General features: G+C 61.3%; 14 protein-coding genes. 4 read left to right on the top strand and 10 right to left on the bottom strand.

The window, feature by feature from the left end:
- The first annotated feature begins 129 nt into the window (after positions 1-129).
- Positions 130-1,320 (top strand): formaldehyde dehydrogenase, glutathione-independent, encoded by a 1,191-nt coding sequence (gene fdhA / locus BBJ66_RS29110; RefSeq protein ID WP_071092710.1) that lies wholly within the window; start codon positions 130-132, stop codon positions 1,318-1,320.
- Between the two features lie 101 nt (positions 1,321-1,421).
- On the opposite strand, the gene BBJ66_RS29105 is transcribed toward fdhA, so the two are convergent.
- Positions 1,422-2,228 carry a transporter substrate-binding domain-containing protein gene (locus tag BBJ66_RS29105; RefSeq protein ID WP_071092150.1) on the bottom strand — a complete coding sequence of 269 codons (807 nt, stop codon included), beginning with the start codon at positions 2,226-2,228 and terminating at the stop codon, positions 1,422-1,424.
- A 104-nt stretch (positions 2,229-2,332) separates the two neighbouring features.
- Between BBJ66_RS29105 and BBJ66_RS29100 the strand changes: the two genes are divergently transcribed.
- The gene (locus BBJ66_RS29100; protein ID WP_190238062.1) at positions 2,333-4,720 is read left to right on the top strand and encodes a putative bifunctional diguanylate cyclase/phosphodiesterase; all 2,388 of its coding nucleotides are present in this window, start codon (positions 2,333-2,335) and stop codon (positions 4,718-4,720) included.
- Between the two features lie 76 nt (positions 4,721-4,796).
- Positions 4,797-5,381: a cysteine hydrolase family protein gene (locus BBJ66_RS29095; RefSeq protein ID WP_071092147.1), complete on the top strand. Its 585-nt coding sequence runs from the start codon at positions 4,797-4,799 to the stop codon at positions 5,379-5,381.
- Between the two features lie 162 nt (positions 5,382-5,543).
- Here BBJ66_RS29095 and BBJ66_RS29090 read toward each other — a convergent pair whose 3' ends face one another.
- The 7 genes from BBJ66_RS29090 to BBJ66_RS29060 form a co-directional block, all read right to left on the bottom strand.
- A complete protein-coding gene (locus BBJ66_RS29090) occupies positions 5,544-5,897 on the bottom strand; it encodes a cupin domain-containing protein (protein WP_071092139.1) in 354 nt (117 codons plus the stop codon).
- The gene (locus BBJ66_RS29085; RefSeq protein WP_071092137.1) at positions 5,890-6,558 is read right to left on the bottom strand and encodes a cysteine hydrolase family protein; all 669 of its coding nucleotides are present in this window, start codon (positions 6,556-6,558) and stop codon (positions 5,890-5,892) included. The genes BBJ66_RS29090 and BBJ66_RS29085 overlap by 8 nt, the downstream gene beginning before the upstream one ends.
- Positions 6,558-8,108, bottom strand: a complete 1,551-nt coding sequence (locus BBJ66_RS29080; protein ID WP_071092135.1) for an ABC transporter ATP-binding protein — start codon at positions 8,106-8,108, stop codon at positions 6,558-6,560. The genes BBJ66_RS29085 and BBJ66_RS29080 overlap by 1 nt, the downstream gene beginning before the upstream one ends.
- A complete protein-coding gene (gene biuH / locus BBJ66_RS29075) occupies positions 8,105-8,806 on the bottom strand; it encodes a biuret amidohydrolase (protein ID WP_071092133.1) in 702 nt (233 codons plus the stop codon). Before biuH ends, BBJ66_RS29080 begins: the two co-directional genes overlap by 4 nt.
- Before the next feature lie 65 nt (positions 8,807-8,871).
- Positions 8,872-9,798, bottom strand: a complete 927-nt coding sequence (locus BBJ66_RS29070; protein ID WP_071092131.1) for an ABC transporter permease — start codon at positions 9,796-9,798, stop codon at positions 8,872-8,874.
- Positions 9,798-10,925, bottom strand: a complete 1,128-nt coding sequence (locus tag BBJ66_RS29065) for an ABC transporter permease (RefSeq protein ID WP_071092129.1) — start codon at positions 10,923-10,925, stop codon at positions 9,798-9,800. Before BBJ66_RS29065 ends, BBJ66_RS29070 begins: the two co-directional genes overlap by 1 nt.
- Positions 10,926-10,945: 20 nt before the next feature.
- A complete protein-coding gene (locus BBJ66_RS29060; RefSeq protein ID WP_071092125.1) occupies positions 10,946-12,073 on the bottom strand; it encodes a BMP family ABC transporter substrate-binding protein in 1,128 nt (375 codons plus the stop codon).
- 339 nt (positions 12,074-12,412) lie between these two features.
- Between BBJ66_RS29060 and BBJ66_RS29055 the strand changes: the two genes are divergently transcribed.
- Positions 12,413-13,087, top strand: a complete 675-nt coding sequence (locus tag BBJ66_RS29055; protein ID WP_071092122.1) for a GntR family transcriptional regulator — start codon at positions 12,413-12,415, stop codon at positions 13,085-13,087.
- Positions 13,088-13,123: 36 nt separating this feature from the next.
- On the opposite strand, the gene BBJ66_RS29050 is transcribed toward BBJ66_RS29055, so the two are convergent.
- Together BBJ66_RS29050 and ntrB are read right to left on the bottom strand one after the other, a co-directional pair.
- Entirely contained in the window at positions 13,124-13,921 is a 798-nt protein-coding gene (locus tag BBJ66_RS29050; RefSeq protein ID WP_071092119.1) for an ABC transporter ATP-binding protein, read from the bottom strand.
- 12 nt (positions 13,922-13,933) lie between these two features.
- Positions 13,934-14,827: a nitrate ABC transporter permease gene (ntrB, locus tag BBJ66_RS29045; protein WP_071092116.1), complete on the bottom strand. Its 894-nt coding sequence runs from the start codon at positions 14,825-14,827 to the stop codon at positions 13,934-13,936.
- Positions 14,828-14,866 lie beyond the last annotated feature (39 nt).

Raw genomic sequence — 14,866 nt, 5'->3', positions numbered from 1 at the left:
TATTTGCGAAATTCGAATATCGCCGATGCGGCGTTATGATTACCGGCCTGCAGAGGAGGCAGACCGGAGGAAAGTTGCCATCGATTGCATCGGTTGCAGATCGAGGCATTCAACGAATGGGAGGAATCCATGAGCAAGAATAGAGGCGTCGTTTATTTGAGGCCGGGCAAGGTCGAAGTTCGCGACATCGACGACCCGAAGCTGGAAGCGCCCGACGGCCGCCGCATCGAGCACGGCGTCATCCTGAAGGTAATCTCGACCAATATCTGCGGCTCCGATCAGCATATGGTCCGCGGCCGCACGACGGCAATGCCGGGTCTGGTCCTCGGCCATGAAATCACCGGCGAGGTCATCGAGAAGGGCGTCGACGTCGAGATGCTCGACATCGGCGATATCGTCTCGGTGCCGTTCAATGTTGCCTGCGGCCGTTGCCGCTGCTGCAAGTCACAGGATACCGGTGTCTGCCTGACGGTGAACCCGGCCCGCGCCGGCGGCGCTTACGGCTATGTCGACATGGGTGGCTGGATCGGCGGACAGGCGCGCTACGTCACCATCCCTTATGCCGATTTCAACCTGCTTAAAATCCCGGATCGGGACAAGGCGATGGCGAAGATCCGCGATCTCACCATGCTCTCCGACATTCTGCCCACCGGCTTCCACGGCGCGGTGCGCGCAGGCGTCGGGGTCGGATCGACCGTCTACGTCGCAGGCGCCGGTCCTGTCGGCCTTGCGGCTGCGGCTTCGGCGCGCATCCTCGGCGCCGCCGTCGTCATGATCGGTGACTTCAATAAGGACCGCCTGGCGCATGCGGCGAGAGTCGGTTTCGAACCGATCGATCTCTCCAAGAGCGACCGTCTCGGCGACATGATCGCACAGGTCGTCGGCAGCAATGAAGTGGACAGCGCCATCGACGCTGTCGGCTTCGAAGCACGTGGCCATTCGGGCGGTGAACAGCCGGCGATCGTACTCAATCAGATGATGGAGATCACCCGCGCCGCAGGTTCGATCGGCATTCCCGGTCTCTACGTCACCGAGGATCCGGGGGCCGTCGACAATGCCGCCAAACAGGGCAATCTGTCGCTCCGCTTCGGCCTCGGCTGGGCCAAGGCGCAGTCTTTCCACACCGGCCAGACGCCGGTGCTCAAGTATAATCGGCAGCTCATGCAGGCGATCCTGCACGACCGGTTGCCGATTGCCGATATCGTCAATGCCAAGGTCATTCCGCTCGACGAGGCCGCCGCCGGCTATGAGAGCTTCGACCACGGAGCGGCGACGAAATTCGTCCTCGATCCGCATGGCGAGGTGGCAAAAGCCGCCTAAAGCCAAGGACTGAAGACCAAATTTGCAGCGCCGCACTTCTTTTCAGACGCGCGGCGCTGCAACATTTTGAATCTCTCAATCGTAAGAACCTGTCGGCAAAACTACTCGATGCTGAACGGGAAATATTTTGCGTTGATCATGTCATAGGTCCCGTCCGCCTTGATTGTCTTCAACGCTTCGTTCAAGCGCGTAAGGCGTTCCTTGTCATCCAGGCGCAGCGCGATACCGGCACCTTCACCGAAATATGTGACGTCGACCAGATCCGGTCCTTTGAACTCGCAGCAGGTTCCCGCCTTCGTATTGGCGATCCAGTCGTAAATGGCGAGTTTGTCCTCCAGGATGATATCGACGCTGCCGTCCGACAATCCCTTGTACAATTCAGGCGAAGACCGGAAGACCTTCTTTTTCATCTCCGGATAAAGATGGTTGGCGTAGGATTCCTGCGCCGTCGACGACGTTACCCCAAGGATTTTACCGTTGAGAGCGGCGGGGCTGACATCGCTGATCGGCGAATCTTTCCGGGCGATGAACACCGACGGGCTGTTGTAATATTTCTCCGTGAAGGCAACCTTTTGCCGCCGCTCGAGGCTCATCGACATGGACGAGATGATCGCGTCGTATTTATCGGCAACGAGATTGGGGATGATATCGTCCCATTTCTCCATGATGAACTGGCATTCGAACTTGCCGACCTCGCAAAGCGCATTGGCGATATCGATGTCGAAGCCCTGAAGCTTGTTGTTGGCATCGAGATAGTTGAAGGGCGGAAATGCGCCTTCGACGGCAATCCGCATCGGCATCGGATCTTGCGCGGCCGCCTGGAATGGCAAGGCTGCGGCCAAGAAGATACCCAGCCCGCCCGCCATCAGCGCTCCGCGCACCATAGTCTGAAGGGATATGCGCAGCATCGTCGGGAGCTCCTTAGGGCGTAATCGATCTCGCCCATACTGCGCCGTAGCTTTTAATTCTACGTGAACGCTTCTTTGTTAGCGTCGACGCATGCGCCCGCGTGGTGGTGTTCAGGGGTTTTGGCTTGCACATCGTTGTTCCTTCCAGCTCCAATACGTTTCAGCAATCCTGGATCGCCTCGGGAAGAATTCTCTTTCTGATCGCCGTCAGCGGGCTTGGAGCGATTGGTCTCGTCGTTTTGTCGGCGCTGTGGGCAGGAACCGAAAGCGATGCTGCCGCCCTTGATCGCCAGCGCCAGCTTGTGAATGCGCGCCTGCGGGAGCAGGTCGATCAGGTCGCACATGTTATCGGCCAGTTCGGCAACGGTTATCTCACGCGCGTTTATCCTGCCGCCCGTTCAACCGGAGGCTCCTCCAGTCTCGATGCCGTCCTGACGGCAGCGGCCGGCAGTGCAATCAGTCAGACCGCAATGTCCGCCTTCGGCTACGACCAGGCTTTCGTCGTCGACGAGAAGGCCCAGCTGCTCATGCTGGCGGACGCCCAGACGGAAAAGCGTTATCGCTGGATGAAGCCTCTGTTTTTGCCTCTCCTTCAGGATGCCCGCCTGGGGGTCAGACAAGGGACGGCGCCCGAACGAACACCGGCCTCGATGGAAAGCCGCCTTGCGAGCGCGGCCCGCTCCAACCGTGCGTTGGCCAATCTGATGCGGCTGGAAGGTCGCCCGACGATCGTCGGCGTCGTCGCCATCAACGACGCCGATCAGGGACGGCAGCAGAGGATGCGGCAATTCCTGATCGTCGTTCGGTTTATCGATGGTGCGGCGCTCGACGAATTGAGCCGGCAACAGGGGCTCAACGGCGCGCGCTTTGCGCGCACCGCCGATGCCGACGAAAACGAGGTCGCGTTTCAGATCGACGCGACGGCAAACGGCGAACCGATCGGCTTCATCGTCTGGCGGCCCGATCTTCCAGGGTCGAGGGTCATCGGCCGCCTGATGCCGGCACTGTCGATTGCCGCCCTGGTGATCGCGGTGCTGTTTTCGGTTCTGCTGGTGCGCCTGCGAAGCAGTCTCGGCGAATTGAAGAAAAGCGAGCTGCATGCACGCCAGCTTGCCTTGCATGATGTGCTGACCGACCTTCCCAATCGCGCCTTGTTCGCGATGCGGTTCGACGAGTGCCTGGCCGAGACCCGGAATTCGACCGAGCGGTCGGCCGTTGCGCTTCTCGACCTCGACCGCTTTAAAGCCGTGAACGACACGTTCGGCCATGCCGCCGGCGATGAACTCATCAGGATGGCTGCGGAGCGGATCCGCTCCATACTGCGCCCAGGCGACACGCTTGCCCGGCTCGGAGGCGACGAATTTGCCCTGCTTCTCAGGGACATCAAAGATTATGATCAAGTTTTGCCGGCAATATGCGAGGCGATCGTAGCCGAACTTGGCAAGCCCTTCCCGCTTTTGCGCGGCGAGGCGGTCGCCCGCGTCGGCGGCTCGATCGGCGTGACCGTCGTACCGGATGCCGGCCGGAATGCCGACGACATCATGCGCTATGCCGACGTCGCGCTCTACGAGGCAAAAATGGGCGGGAGAGGCCAATGGCGCTTCTATTCGCCGTCCATGGACGGCGGCAGAAACGCGCGCGACATTCTCAAGAACGAATTGCGCGAAGTTCTGGCCAAGGGCACGGCCTCATCAGGTGGTCCACACCCGGATCTCGTTGCAAACAGGCCGGACTTCGGATCGCTGGAGGTCTATTACCAGACGGTGCACCGCGCCGAGGGCGGATATTCGGCCTCGGGTGCGGAGGCCCTGGTGCGCTGGCGTCACAGCCAGCGCGGGTTGTTGACACCCGCCAGCTTCATCCCTGTCGCCGAGGAGGGCGGCCTCATCGACGCTCTCGGGTTCTGGGTGTTACGCGAAGCCTGCCGAGCCGCCTGCAAATGGCCTAACGATACGTTTGTTGCCGTCAATGTGTCTCCCGCCCAGTTGCGACGGCCGAATTTTGCCGAGGAAGTCTTCGCCGTGCTTCAGGAGAGCGGGTTGCCGCCATCGCGGCTTGAGCTCGAACTCACCGAATCCTCGCTGATCGAGGATAATTCCGACGTCTATTCGGTGCTGAAGTCGCTGCGTAGCCGGGGTATTCAGATTTCGCTCGATGATTTCGGAACCGGCTTTTCATGCCTCAGCCACCTGATGCGCTTCGACATCGACCGCATCAAGATCGATCGATCGTTCGTTTCGCTGCTTGGCACAAAGGCCAACGGGGCAGCGATCATCGGCGCCATCGTCGCGCTCAGCCGCAACCTCGGCATCTCGACGACGGCGGAAGGGGTTGAAACCGAATACCAACGCGACTTTCTGGCCGCCCTCGGCTGCACCGACCTCCAGGGCTATTTCTTCTCCAAACCGGTTCCTCTGCGCGAACTCGACTGTTTCCGGGAAACTGCGAGCGCCGCCGGATCGCTGACAAACGCTCCAGACGCGGTCGCCTGAAAGGCTTCCGAGCATCCGCCAGCTAGGGGAACTTTCGCCGCAGGCGGCGGTTGACGCCCGGAGAACGGAGGATGTGATGGGCGAGATCGGCGAGTGGCGGCACCTTTGCGTCGACATGCAGCGGATGTTTGCCGAAGACACGCCGTGGCATGTTCCCTGGATGGCGCGGGTCTCGCCGCAGATCGAGGAGCTCGCCGGACGGCACCCGTCCCGAACGATCTTTACCCGCTTCCTGCCGCCCGATCATGCCGACGAGATGCCGGGAAAATGGCGGGATTATTACCGGAAATGGTGGATGATGACCGGCGAGCACCTTCCGCGCGACCTCGTCGATCTGGCCGCATCGCTGGCATCTCTGGTTCCGCCGGCAAGGCACTTCGACAAACGCACCTATTCCCCCTGGATCGACGGCCGCCTCCATCCGATCCTGCAGTCGGAGCGGGTCGATACGCTGGTGATAACAGGCGGTGAAACCGATGTCTGCGTGCTTGCCACGACACTTGGCGCCATCGATCTCGGCTATCGTGTGATCGTACTGAAGGACGCCGTCTGCAGCAGCGCCGACGACACCTATGATGCGTCGCTGGAACTCCTGCACGATCGGTTTTCCGTGCAGCTCGAACTGATGGAAACCGAGGAATTTTTGCGGCGTGTTGGCTGAAGCAACTCCCGTCAGCGCACTCCCAGTTCGCGATGCGACCGGCTGAGTTTTGCGGAAGTGACGTGATGGGTGCGCCTGAACCAGTTCACCAGATTGGCGCAATCGGTAAAGCTGCATTTATAAGCAATCTGCAGCAAGGCACTGCCGAGGCGGGGAACGGCATCATGCGATTTCCTCTTCGAGGATCTTCACCGGCCGGTCCCAATGGATGAGCACGACACAGCCGGTATCGCTCCAGACCGAATGCTCGCTGCCCGGTGCATTGACGATATAACTGCCGCTGGCGTAATCGCCCGTCTCGTCGGATTGAATACCATCGAGCACCAGGATGGTCTCAAGCCCCTCGTGGCGATGGCGAGGAACGGAGGCGCCGGGCTTATATTTCAACAGCGCCACACCGGGCTGATCACCCTCGAACGGACGGATCCAGTGAATGGTGACATTTTCGCGGAAAGGGCCGAATTCCAACTCCTTCCAGCCGCCTGATGTCAGCAGTTCGCGGGTCGTTTCAGGCATTGGCAACGCTTTCCAGAATATCGTCGACATGGGCGGTCCAGCCGACGATAGCGCCCTGGGCGCGGATCATGGCGATGGCTGCGGCTTTGAATTCTGGGAAATAGCTTTCTGTCGCCTCCTCGGCGAGCAGGCATTCATAGCCGCGGTCGTTTGCTTCGCGCATCGTCGTCTGCACGCAGACTTCGGTGGTGACGCCGGCAATGACGAGCTGACTGATGCCCTTCTGCTGCAAAATGGCACCAAGCTCGGTCGCGTAGAAGGCGCCCTTGCCGGGTTTTTCGATGATGATTTCCCCCTTCAAAGGAGCAAGCTCCGGAAGAATTGCCGTGCCGGGTTCGCCCGAGATCAGGATGCGGCCCATCGGGCCTTCGTCGCCGATCCTGAGCGAAGGATTGCCGCGGTCGCGTTTCGTCGGCGGCAGATCGGACAGATCAGGCCGATGGCATTCCATCGTATGGATCACAGGCAGGCCGGCATTGCGGAAGCCCTGGATGAGGCGTTTGACATCCGGCACGATCCTGGTGATGCGGCTGACATCGTTGCCAAGGCTTGCGCCGAAGCCGCCGGGCTCGGCAAAATCGCGCTGCATGTCGATGACGATAAGGGCGAGCTCATCGAGCCTGACCGGAAAGGCGAAAGGTTCGGCCCTGATCCCTACCATCAGTGATGCCCCGCCATGTGGGCGCCGATCACGCCGATATCGGCCGAACGCGCCGGCGTCTCGTAAACCAGCCTGCCTTCCGAAATGACCATGATGCGATCGGACATCTCGAGCAGTTCGTCGAGGTCTTCGGAGAGCAGGAGCACGGCAGCACCTGAATTGCGCGCCTTCATGATGCGGGCGCGGATTTCGGCAACGGCCGAAAAATCGAGGCCGAAACAAGGGTTGGAGACGATGAGCAGATCGACATCGCCGGTCAGCTCGCGGGCGAGCACCGCCCGCTGCACGTTGCCGCCTGAAAGCGCAGCGATCGGCGAGGAGGAAGAGGCGGTCCTGACCTTGAAGTCGGAGATCAGCGCCGACGCACGCTTCTTCATGCTGCCCCTGTTCAGCCAGATCGCGTCCTTGCCGTCCGGCTTCAAGTCGAAGGTGCGGAACGCAAGGTTCTCGCTCACAGTCATCTTCGGCGCGCAGGCATTCTGCAACGGCTCTTCGGGGATGAAACGCACCTTGTTCTTGCGGGTCTCGCCGCGGGTCGCGCCGTAAGCCTCGCCATTGACCATGATCCGGCCGGTATTCGTCGGGCGCTGGCCGGCGAGAATTTCCGTCAGCTCCTTCTGGCCGTTGCCCGATATGCCGGCGATGCCGACGATCTCGCCGGAGCGCACCATGAGCTCGTCGATTTCGATCGTTTTCAGGCCGGAACGATCCGGCGTTGTCACCCGGCTTACGGACAGCACCGACCTTGCAGATTCCGCCACCGGCAGGCGGCTGTCGAGTTCGGCGAGCTTGACGTCGCCGATCATCATCGCCGCCATATCGGATTTGGAGAGCTCGCCAACCTTGCCGGTGCCGACCAGTTTGCCGCGCCGAAGGATCGAGACGGCGTCGGCGAATTTCGTCACTTCGTGGAATTTGTGAGAAATCATCAGCACGGTGAGTTCGCCGCGCTCGGTCATCCCGCGCACGATGCCGAGCATCTCGTCTGCCTCCGCCGGCGTCAGCACCGAGGTCGGCTCGTCGAGGACGAGGAAGGAGCGGCCGAGATAAAGCTGCTTGACGATTTCGAGCTTCTGCTTTTCGCCGGCGGCAAGCTGGCTCACCGGCCTGTCCAGCGGGATCTTGAATGGCATGCGCTCCATGAAACCCGCCAGATCCTTGCGTTCCCCGGCCCAGTTGATCACCGCGGGTACTTCGGCGCGGCTGATCACCAGGTTTTCCGCGCCGGTCAGAGAGGGTACCAGTGTGAAATGCTGGTAGACCATGCCGAGCCCGTAGGTCGCGGCATCCCTGGGTGAGCCGATCGCCACCTCGCGGCCGTCGACCGACAGCGAGCCCGATGTGGCGTGGTAGAAGCCCATGATGCATTTAACAAGCGTCGACTTGCCGGCGCCGTTTTCGCCGAGAAGCGCGTGAAAAGAGCCGGCCGGAACGGCGATCGAGACGTCGTCGAGCGCGGTAAAGCTGCCGAAGCGCATGGTCATCCCCAGCGTATCGATACCGATCGCCTTGCCGGCCTTGGGAAGGGGCGTGTCGCGAACGGTGCTCATGGCAGTTGGCTCGCAAAGGCTTCGGAATTGGAAACCGAGCCGAAGACGCCGCCCTGCATCTTCACCATCTTGATGGCGGCGAGGTGGTTTCCATAGTCGGTCGCTCCACAGCAGTCCTCCAGCAGCAGGCATTCGTAGCCGCGGTCGTTCGCCTCGCGCATCGTCGTCGAGACGCAGACATCGGTGGTGATTCCCGTGAGGATGATGTTCTCGATGCGCTTCTGGTTGAGGATGAGCTCAAGATCGGTGGCGCAGAACGAGCCCTTGCCTGGTTTGTCGATGATCGTCTCGCCCTCGATCGGGTAGAGTTCGGGGATGATGTCCCAGCCGGGTTCGCCACGCGTCAGGATGCGGCCGCAGGGGCCGGGATCCCCTATGCCGGCGCCGATCCGCTGCGAGCGCCAGCGTTTGTTGGCCGGCAGATCGGCGAGGTCGGGGCGATGGCCCTCGCGCGTATGGATGATGTGGTAACCCTTGGCCCGCATGGCGGCAAGCACGCGCTTAATGGGTTCGATCGGCGCCTGCACCAGCGACAGGTCGTAGCCCATATGGTCGACATAGCCGCCTTTGCCACAGAAATCCGTCTGCATGTCGATGATGATGAGGGCGGTGTTATCAGGCCTCAGAGCGCCGTTATAGGGCCACGGATAAGGATCGGCGTCGATAAAATGCCCTTTGGTTTCGACCATCGCGTCCATCATTTTCTCTCCTCTTCCGCGGCAGATTTGTTGAGGCCGACAATTCCGTTCATTACAGGGCTCCGTTATTTCGTCAGCGACAGCGCGCCCGGCGCACCGGCGAGCGAGCGGGTGGGCGAGGAAGTGGCAATCAGGATGATCAGGGTGAGCACGTAAGGGGCAGCGTAGAACAGGTAGTAGCCTTGTGTGACACCGACCGATTGTAGCGCCGGGCCGAGCGCGCCGGCACCGCCGAACAGCAGGGCGGCGAGGAAGCAGCCGATCGGGTTCCAGCGCGCGAAGATCACGAGGGCCACGGCCATCAGGCCCTGGCCCGACGAGATGCCTTCGTTCCATGAGCCCGGATAATAGAGCGAGAGATAGGCGCCGCCGATCGCCGCCAGCGAGCCGCCCGCGGCCGTCGCCAGCAGGCGAACCCGATCCGGGTCGATGCCCATGGCCCGGGCCGCGTCGGTGCTGTCGCCGACGACGCGCAGAATCAGGCCGATGCGGGTGTTCTTGAAGGCCCAGAACAGGAAGAGAGCAAGTGCTGCGCCGATAAAGAACAACACGTTGATATTGAGCGCCGCCTGTACCTGCGGCATGCTCGACCAGCCTCCGAGCGCGATCGAGGGTAGTTTCGGCGCCACCGGCTGGATGAAGGATTTGCCGAGGAAGAACGCCATGCCGAGACCGAACTGCATCATGGCGATGCCGATGGCGATGTCATTGACCTTGGGGAATTTGCAGATCCAGCCGTGAATGACGCCGAAGATCGCGCCTGCCATCATGGCGGCCAGCACGCCGAGGGTCGGCGAGCCAGTCATGACGGCCACCGCATAGGCCGTCATGGCGCCGAAGACCAGCGTGCCTTCCAGGCCGAGATTGATGCGGCCGGAGCGTTCGGTGATCGTCTCGCCGAGGCTGACGAAGATGAACGGGGTGGAAACGCGGATGGCGCCCGCGAAGATCGCCAGCGGCACGCCCCAGATGCCGATGCCTGTCTCTTCCATCAGAGGCTCCTTTTCCAGAGATCGGGATTGAAGATCTTGAAGCGGCCGTAGAAGGTCTCGCAGAAAAGAATGACGATGAAGAGCGTTCCCTGCAGCACCAGAACGGTCGCATCCGGCAGGCCCATGCGCCGCTGGATGAGGCCGCCCGAGGCATCGATGCCGCCGAGCAGGATCGCCACTGGAATGATCGCCAGCGGATTGTGCCTGGCGAGGAAAGCGACGAGGATGCCGGTATAACCGTAGCCTGCAGCAAGCGAAGCATTGGCACTTCCCTGCACCGCCGCCACTTCGATCATGCCCGCCAGACCGGCAAAGCTGCCGGCAAGTGCGGTAAATCCCGCGATCAGTTTGCCGACCGGCAGCCCCTGGATCTGCGCGGCGCGCACGTTGCCGCCGGCGATGCGGGCGGCAAAACCGTAGCTCGTCGCCTCGATCACGATCCAGGAGACCATGCAGGCGAGGATGCCGATGACGAGACCCCAATGCACGTCCATGCCGGGAATATTGCCGAGCATGTATTCCGCCGGCAGCGGCCTGGTCGATGGCTTGTTGAGGCTTGCCGGATCGCGGAGCAGCCCTTCGACGAACTGGTTCATCAGGGCAATGGCGATATAGGAGAGCAGCAGCGACGATATGGTTTCGTTGACGCCGCGGTAGTGGCGCAGGAAACCGGCAAGACCGATCCAGATGCCGCCGACCACCATGGCCGCCATCGCCATCAGAACGAGGGTGAGGAAGACCGGCGCGCTGCCGGCGAGCGGCAGAGCCATGCCTGCCGCAGCAACGCCGCCCAGCACGACCGCTCCTTCCCCGCCGATGATGACGAGGCCGAGACGGGCGGGCAGGGCGACGCAGAGTGCCGTCAGGAGAAGGGGTGCGGCACGGCTGAGACTGTTCTGCACCGAAAACCAGCTGCCGAAGCCGCCGGTGTACATCAGTTGGAAGAGGGTGGCCGGTGACTTGCCGACCGCCAGGATGAAGAGGGAGAAGATCGCAAGACCGATGAGGATGGCCGTAAGCCCGATGACGATCGGCTCGGCTCGCCGCGCGGTCCATTCGAGGACCGGGCGCAGCGAAGCCGGTTTTCCCACGATCGATAGTACAGGATCATTGGCCTCGATGGTCATGGCGCTTCTCCCCTCGCGGTTTACGCTGTGGACCCGACGACGCCCTCGACCAGATAATTCATGCTTTCGAGCTCGATCGCGTCTTCAGCGTAGCTCTTGTCGGCAGTCACGACGATGTCGCCCTTGTTGTCCTTCAACGGTCCCTTGAAAACCGAGAAGCCGCCCTTCATCATGTCCGCCTGCGTGGCTTCGAAGGCCTTGCGGCCCTCCGCCGACACGCCAGGGCCGAGCGCGCTCATCTTGACGAAGCCGTCCTTCAGGCCGCCGCGCACGAAGTTGCCGAGCTTTTCGCCGGCCTGCGCCTTTTTGACGAAGTCGCTGTAGACGTTGCCCCAGGCCCATTCGGCGCCGGTGAGGTATTTTTCAGGAGCAAGCGGGCTCTGGTTGGCGTGATAGCCGCAGACGAAGGCGCCGCGGCCCGCGGCCGTCTCGACGACCACTTTCGGGCTGTCGACATGGCAGGTGATGACGTCGGCGCCCTGGTCGACCAAGGCGTTGGTGGCTTCGGCCTCCTTGACGGCGAGCGACCACTCGCCGGTAAAGATCACCTGGCAGGTGATCGTAGGATCGACTGTGCGCGCGCCGAGCAGGAAGGCGTTGATATTCTGCAGAACCTGCGGGATCGGCTTGGCGGCGACGAAGCCGATCTTCTTGCTCTTCGTCGCATGGCCGGCGGCGATGCCGTTCAGATACTGGCCCTGGAATATATAGCCGAAATAGGAGCCCGTATTGGCCGGATGCTTGCCTTCCTGCCAAAGGCCGCCGCAATGGCGGAACTGAACGTCGGGATGCTTGGCGGCCATGGCCAGCATATGTGGGTCGAAATAGCCGAAGGAGGTCGGAAAGAGCAGGGTCGCACCGTCGAGATTGATCATCGACTCCATGGTCTTCTGGACATCGACGGTCTCAGGCACATTCTCTTCTTCGACCAGCGTCACGCCCGGCAGGGCCTTGACCACGGCCGCGCCCTCCGCATGTGCCTGGTTGTAGCCGTAGTCGTCCTTGGGGCCGACATAGATGAAGCCGATCGTCAGCGCGGTTTGGGCCGCTGCGGGGGAGCCGATCAGGCCCGGCATGGCGCCGGCGAGCGCTCCGGCAGCGGAAGCCTGCAGGAAATTGCGGCGATTCATGGAAAGGAGTTTGGTCATTGGAATGCTCCTTGCGGCGTTGGGCCGGTTGCGAAACAGGATAGTAAAGTGCATGCAATGCACATGCCAAAAGGCAAATTATTGTTTTCTATATATTATTCTTGAAGCGACAATCTGTTGCGTTTAAAGTGTATGCAGATCCATCGCAGTAACGCACAAAAAGTAATCACGATACTTTTTATGCCTAATTTAACTGCGGAGTCAGCGTGTCGCCAGCCGCGGTAGACTGCGCCTTCCATCAGAAAGTGAAAACCTAACAATATCTTCCGCACGTAGTTTGACTTATCGAGTGCCGAGCGGCATCTGTATGCAGAGTGTTGACGTGAGCAGATTCGTATCGTGAAGCAGGCCAGACGCAGAGAAGTCATCCGCACCGGAACCACCGTTGAACAGATGGTGAGGGCGATTTCCGACATGATCGTTGCAGGCGAAATCCTACCGGGTGGAAAGCTGGACGAGGTGTCGCTTGCTGTTCGTTTCGACGTTTCGCGCACGCCGGTCAGAGAAGCCCTGCGTGAACTCAGCGCCATGGGATTGGTTGCGCGCGAACCAAACCGCAGTGCCGTCGTTACCAATGTCACCGAGGCTTATCTGCATTCGATGTTCGAGGCGATGGCGGAACTCGAAGCTATCTGCGCCAGGCTCTCGGCCGAGCGTATGACGGTCGATGAGCGCCGGGCTCTGGAACTGGATCATCGGGGATCGGTGAAGCTCGTACATGCCGGCGCGGAAGAGGAATATTCGGCTCACAACACCGAATTTCACACCCGGCTTTATCGCGGCGCGCATAACGATCATATCTTCGAGATGGTGACTCAGACGCGGGCGCGGCTCGCGGCTTTTCGGCGGGCGCAGTTCCGCCTGCCTGGGCGTCTGGCGAAATCCTATGAAGAGCACAGCCGGATCGTGACCGCAATCATGCGCGCGGACGCAGCCGCCGCGGGGCAGGCGGCATATTCCCACGTGGAAATTGTCAGCGATGCCAGCGCGGTATTTGCAACGGCCGAGGAGTAGGCAGACCGCGACCGGTCAAATCACCCCGTTCCCGGTCTATTCCGCGGCTTCAATGAAGCGGTGGCGTTCGTAAAGGAACTTCAGCACGGCCTCCCGGCATTTGAGATATGTCCTGCTGGAGGCGAGTTCGATGCGATTGCGGGGACGAGACATGGTCACATCGAGCACTTCGCCGATGCCGGCCGCCGGGCCGTTGGTCATCATCACGATGCGGTCGGAGAGCAGCACCGCCTCATCGACGTCATGAGTGATCATCACCATCGTGTTGCCGAGCCGGGCGTGGATTTCCATCACGGCGTCCTGAAGATGCGCGCGGGTCAGCGCATCCAGCGCGCCGAAAGGCTCGTCGAGCAGCAGGATCTTCGGCTCCATTGAAAGCGCGCGGGCAATGCCGACGCGCTGTTTCATGCCGCCGGAAATTTCCGAAGGCCGCTTATCCCTGGCATGCGCCATCTGCACAAGGTCGAGGTTGGCCATGACCCAGTCATGCCGCTCGGCCTTGGTCTTTGTTCGGTTGAAGAGTTTGGAAACGGCGAGATTGACGTTCTCGTAAACGGTCAGCCAGGGCAGCAGCGAGTGGTTCTGGAAAACGACGGCGCGTTCGGGACCGGGTCCGTTGACCTCACGGTTTTCGAGGAGCACGGCGCCTGCGGAAACCGGGGTCAGGCCGGCAATCAGGTTGAGCAGGGTGGATTTGCCACAGCCCGAATGGCCGATGATCGAGACGAATTCGCCCTCTGATATCGTCAGGTTGATGTCCTTCAGGACTTCGGCGCGCACGCCGCCGCGATCGAAATATTTGTCGATATGATCGAGCTTCAGATAGGCATTCATCGGGACGTTCCTTCAGTTGGCGGTGGCGCCGCGCGTGATGAGTTTGCCGAGCGCAGCCACCAGCTTGTCGAGGGCGAAGCCGACGATGCCGATATAGGCGAGCGCGACGATGATATCGGGCAGGCGCGACGAGTTCCACGCGTCCCAGATGAAGAAGCCGATACCGACGCCGCCCGTCAGCATTTCGGCTGCGACGATGGCGAGCCAGGAGAGGCCGACGCCGATCCTGAGGCCGGTGAAGATGTAGGGGGCAGCCGAAGGCAGCATGATCTTCCAGAAAAACTCGAACTGGTTGAGCCGCAGCACTTCGGCGACGTTGCGGTAGTCCTGCGGGATATTACGGACGCCGACGGCGGTGTTGATAATCACCGGCCAGATCGAGGTGATGAAGATCACGAAGATGGCGGAAGGGTTGGAATCCTGGAAGGCTGCGAGCGATAGCGGCAGCCAGGCGAGCGGCGGAACCGTTCGCAGCACCTGGAAGATCGGATCGAGACCGCGCATTGCCCAGACCGATTGGCCGATGATCGCCCCGATGATAACCCCGGTGACGGCGGCAAGGCCAAAGCCATACAGCACGCGCTGCAGCGAAACGAGCACGCGCCAGCCAAGCCCGATATCCTGAGAGCCGTTGTTGAAGAACGGATAGGCGATCAGGTCGTAGCTCTCTTGCCAGACCCGATGCGGCGAGGGCAGAGAGGCATCCGGCGATGAACAGAGCACCTGCCAGACAAGCAGGACGAGTACCAGCACGACGACGGGCGGAACGACGTTGCGAAACGCGGCGCTTGCCGCACGACCAAAATCGATCCGTGATCCGTGCTTGCCGGAAAATGGCAGAACCTTTGCCGCCGGCTTGGCAGCGGCGGCAGCGGAGAGATTTTCTTTACTTGCCAGGGCGGGCATCGACGCGCTCCTCACGGGAATGAAAGGCCGGCGCGCCCG

The organism is Rhizobium sp. RSm-3 (genome assembly GCF_001854685.1).
In the GTDB taxonomy this organism is placed as follows: domain Bacteria; phylum Pseudomonadota; class Alphaproteobacteria; order Rhizobiales; family Rhizobiaceae; genus Rhizobium; species Rhizobium ecuadorense.
The sequence above is the reverse complement of the archived record's forward strand: the minus strand, read 5'-3'. Positions and strand labels throughout refer to the sequence as shown.

Excerpts from the sequence above, each read along its gene's own strand:
- BBJ66_RS29070 (WP_071092131.1), bottom strand. The coding sequence starts at position 9,798 with ATGGAAGAGACAGGCATCGGCATCTGGGGCGTGCCGCTGGCGATCTTC.
- BBJ66_RS29050 (WP_071092119.1), bottom strand. The coding sequence starts at position 13,921 with ATGAATGCCTATCTGAAGCTCGATCATATCGACAAATATTTCGATCGC.
- BBJ66_RS29095 (WP_071092147.1), top strand. The coding sequence starts at position 4,797 with ATGGGCGAGATCGGCGAGTGGCGGCACCTTTGCGTCGACATGCAGCGG.
- BBJ66_RS29065 (WP_071092129.1), bottom strand. The coding sequence starts at position 10,925 with ATGACCATCGAGGCCAATGATCCTGTACTATCGATCGTGGGAAAACCG.
- BBJ66_RS29105 (WP_071092150.1), bottom strand. The coding sequence starts at position 2,228 with ATGCTGCGCATATCCCTTCAGACTATGGTGCGCGGAGCGCTGATGGCG.
- BBJ66_RS29080 (WP_071092135.1), bottom strand. The coding sequence starts at position 8,108 with ATGAGCACCGTTCGCGACACGCCCCTTCCCAAGGCCGGCAAGGCGATC.
- fdhA (WP_071092710.1), top strand. The coding sequence starts at position 130 with ATGAGCAAGAATAGAGGCGTCGTTTATTTGAGGCCGGGCAAGGTCGAA.
- biuH (WP_071092133.1), bottom strand. The coding sequence starts at position 8,806 with ATGGACGCGATGGTCGAAACCAAAGGGCATTTTATCGACGCCGATCCT.
- BBJ66_RS29090 (WP_071092139.1), bottom strand. The coding sequence starts at position 5,897 with ATGCCTGAAACGACCCGCGAACTGCTGACATCAGGCGGCTGGAAGGAG.
- BBJ66_RS29060 (WP_071092125.1), bottom strand. The coding sequence starts at position 12,073 with ATGACCAAACTCCTTTCCATGAATCGCCGCAATTTCCTGCAGGCTTCC.
- BBJ66_RS29085 (WP_071092137.1), bottom strand. The coding sequence starts at position 6,558 with ATGGTAGGGATCAGGGCCGAACCTTTCGCCTTTCCGGTCAGGCTCGAT.
- ntrB (WP_071092116.1), bottom strand. The coding sequence starts at position 14,827 with ATGCCCGCCCTGGCAAGTAAAGAAAATCTCTCCGCTGCCGCCGCTGCC.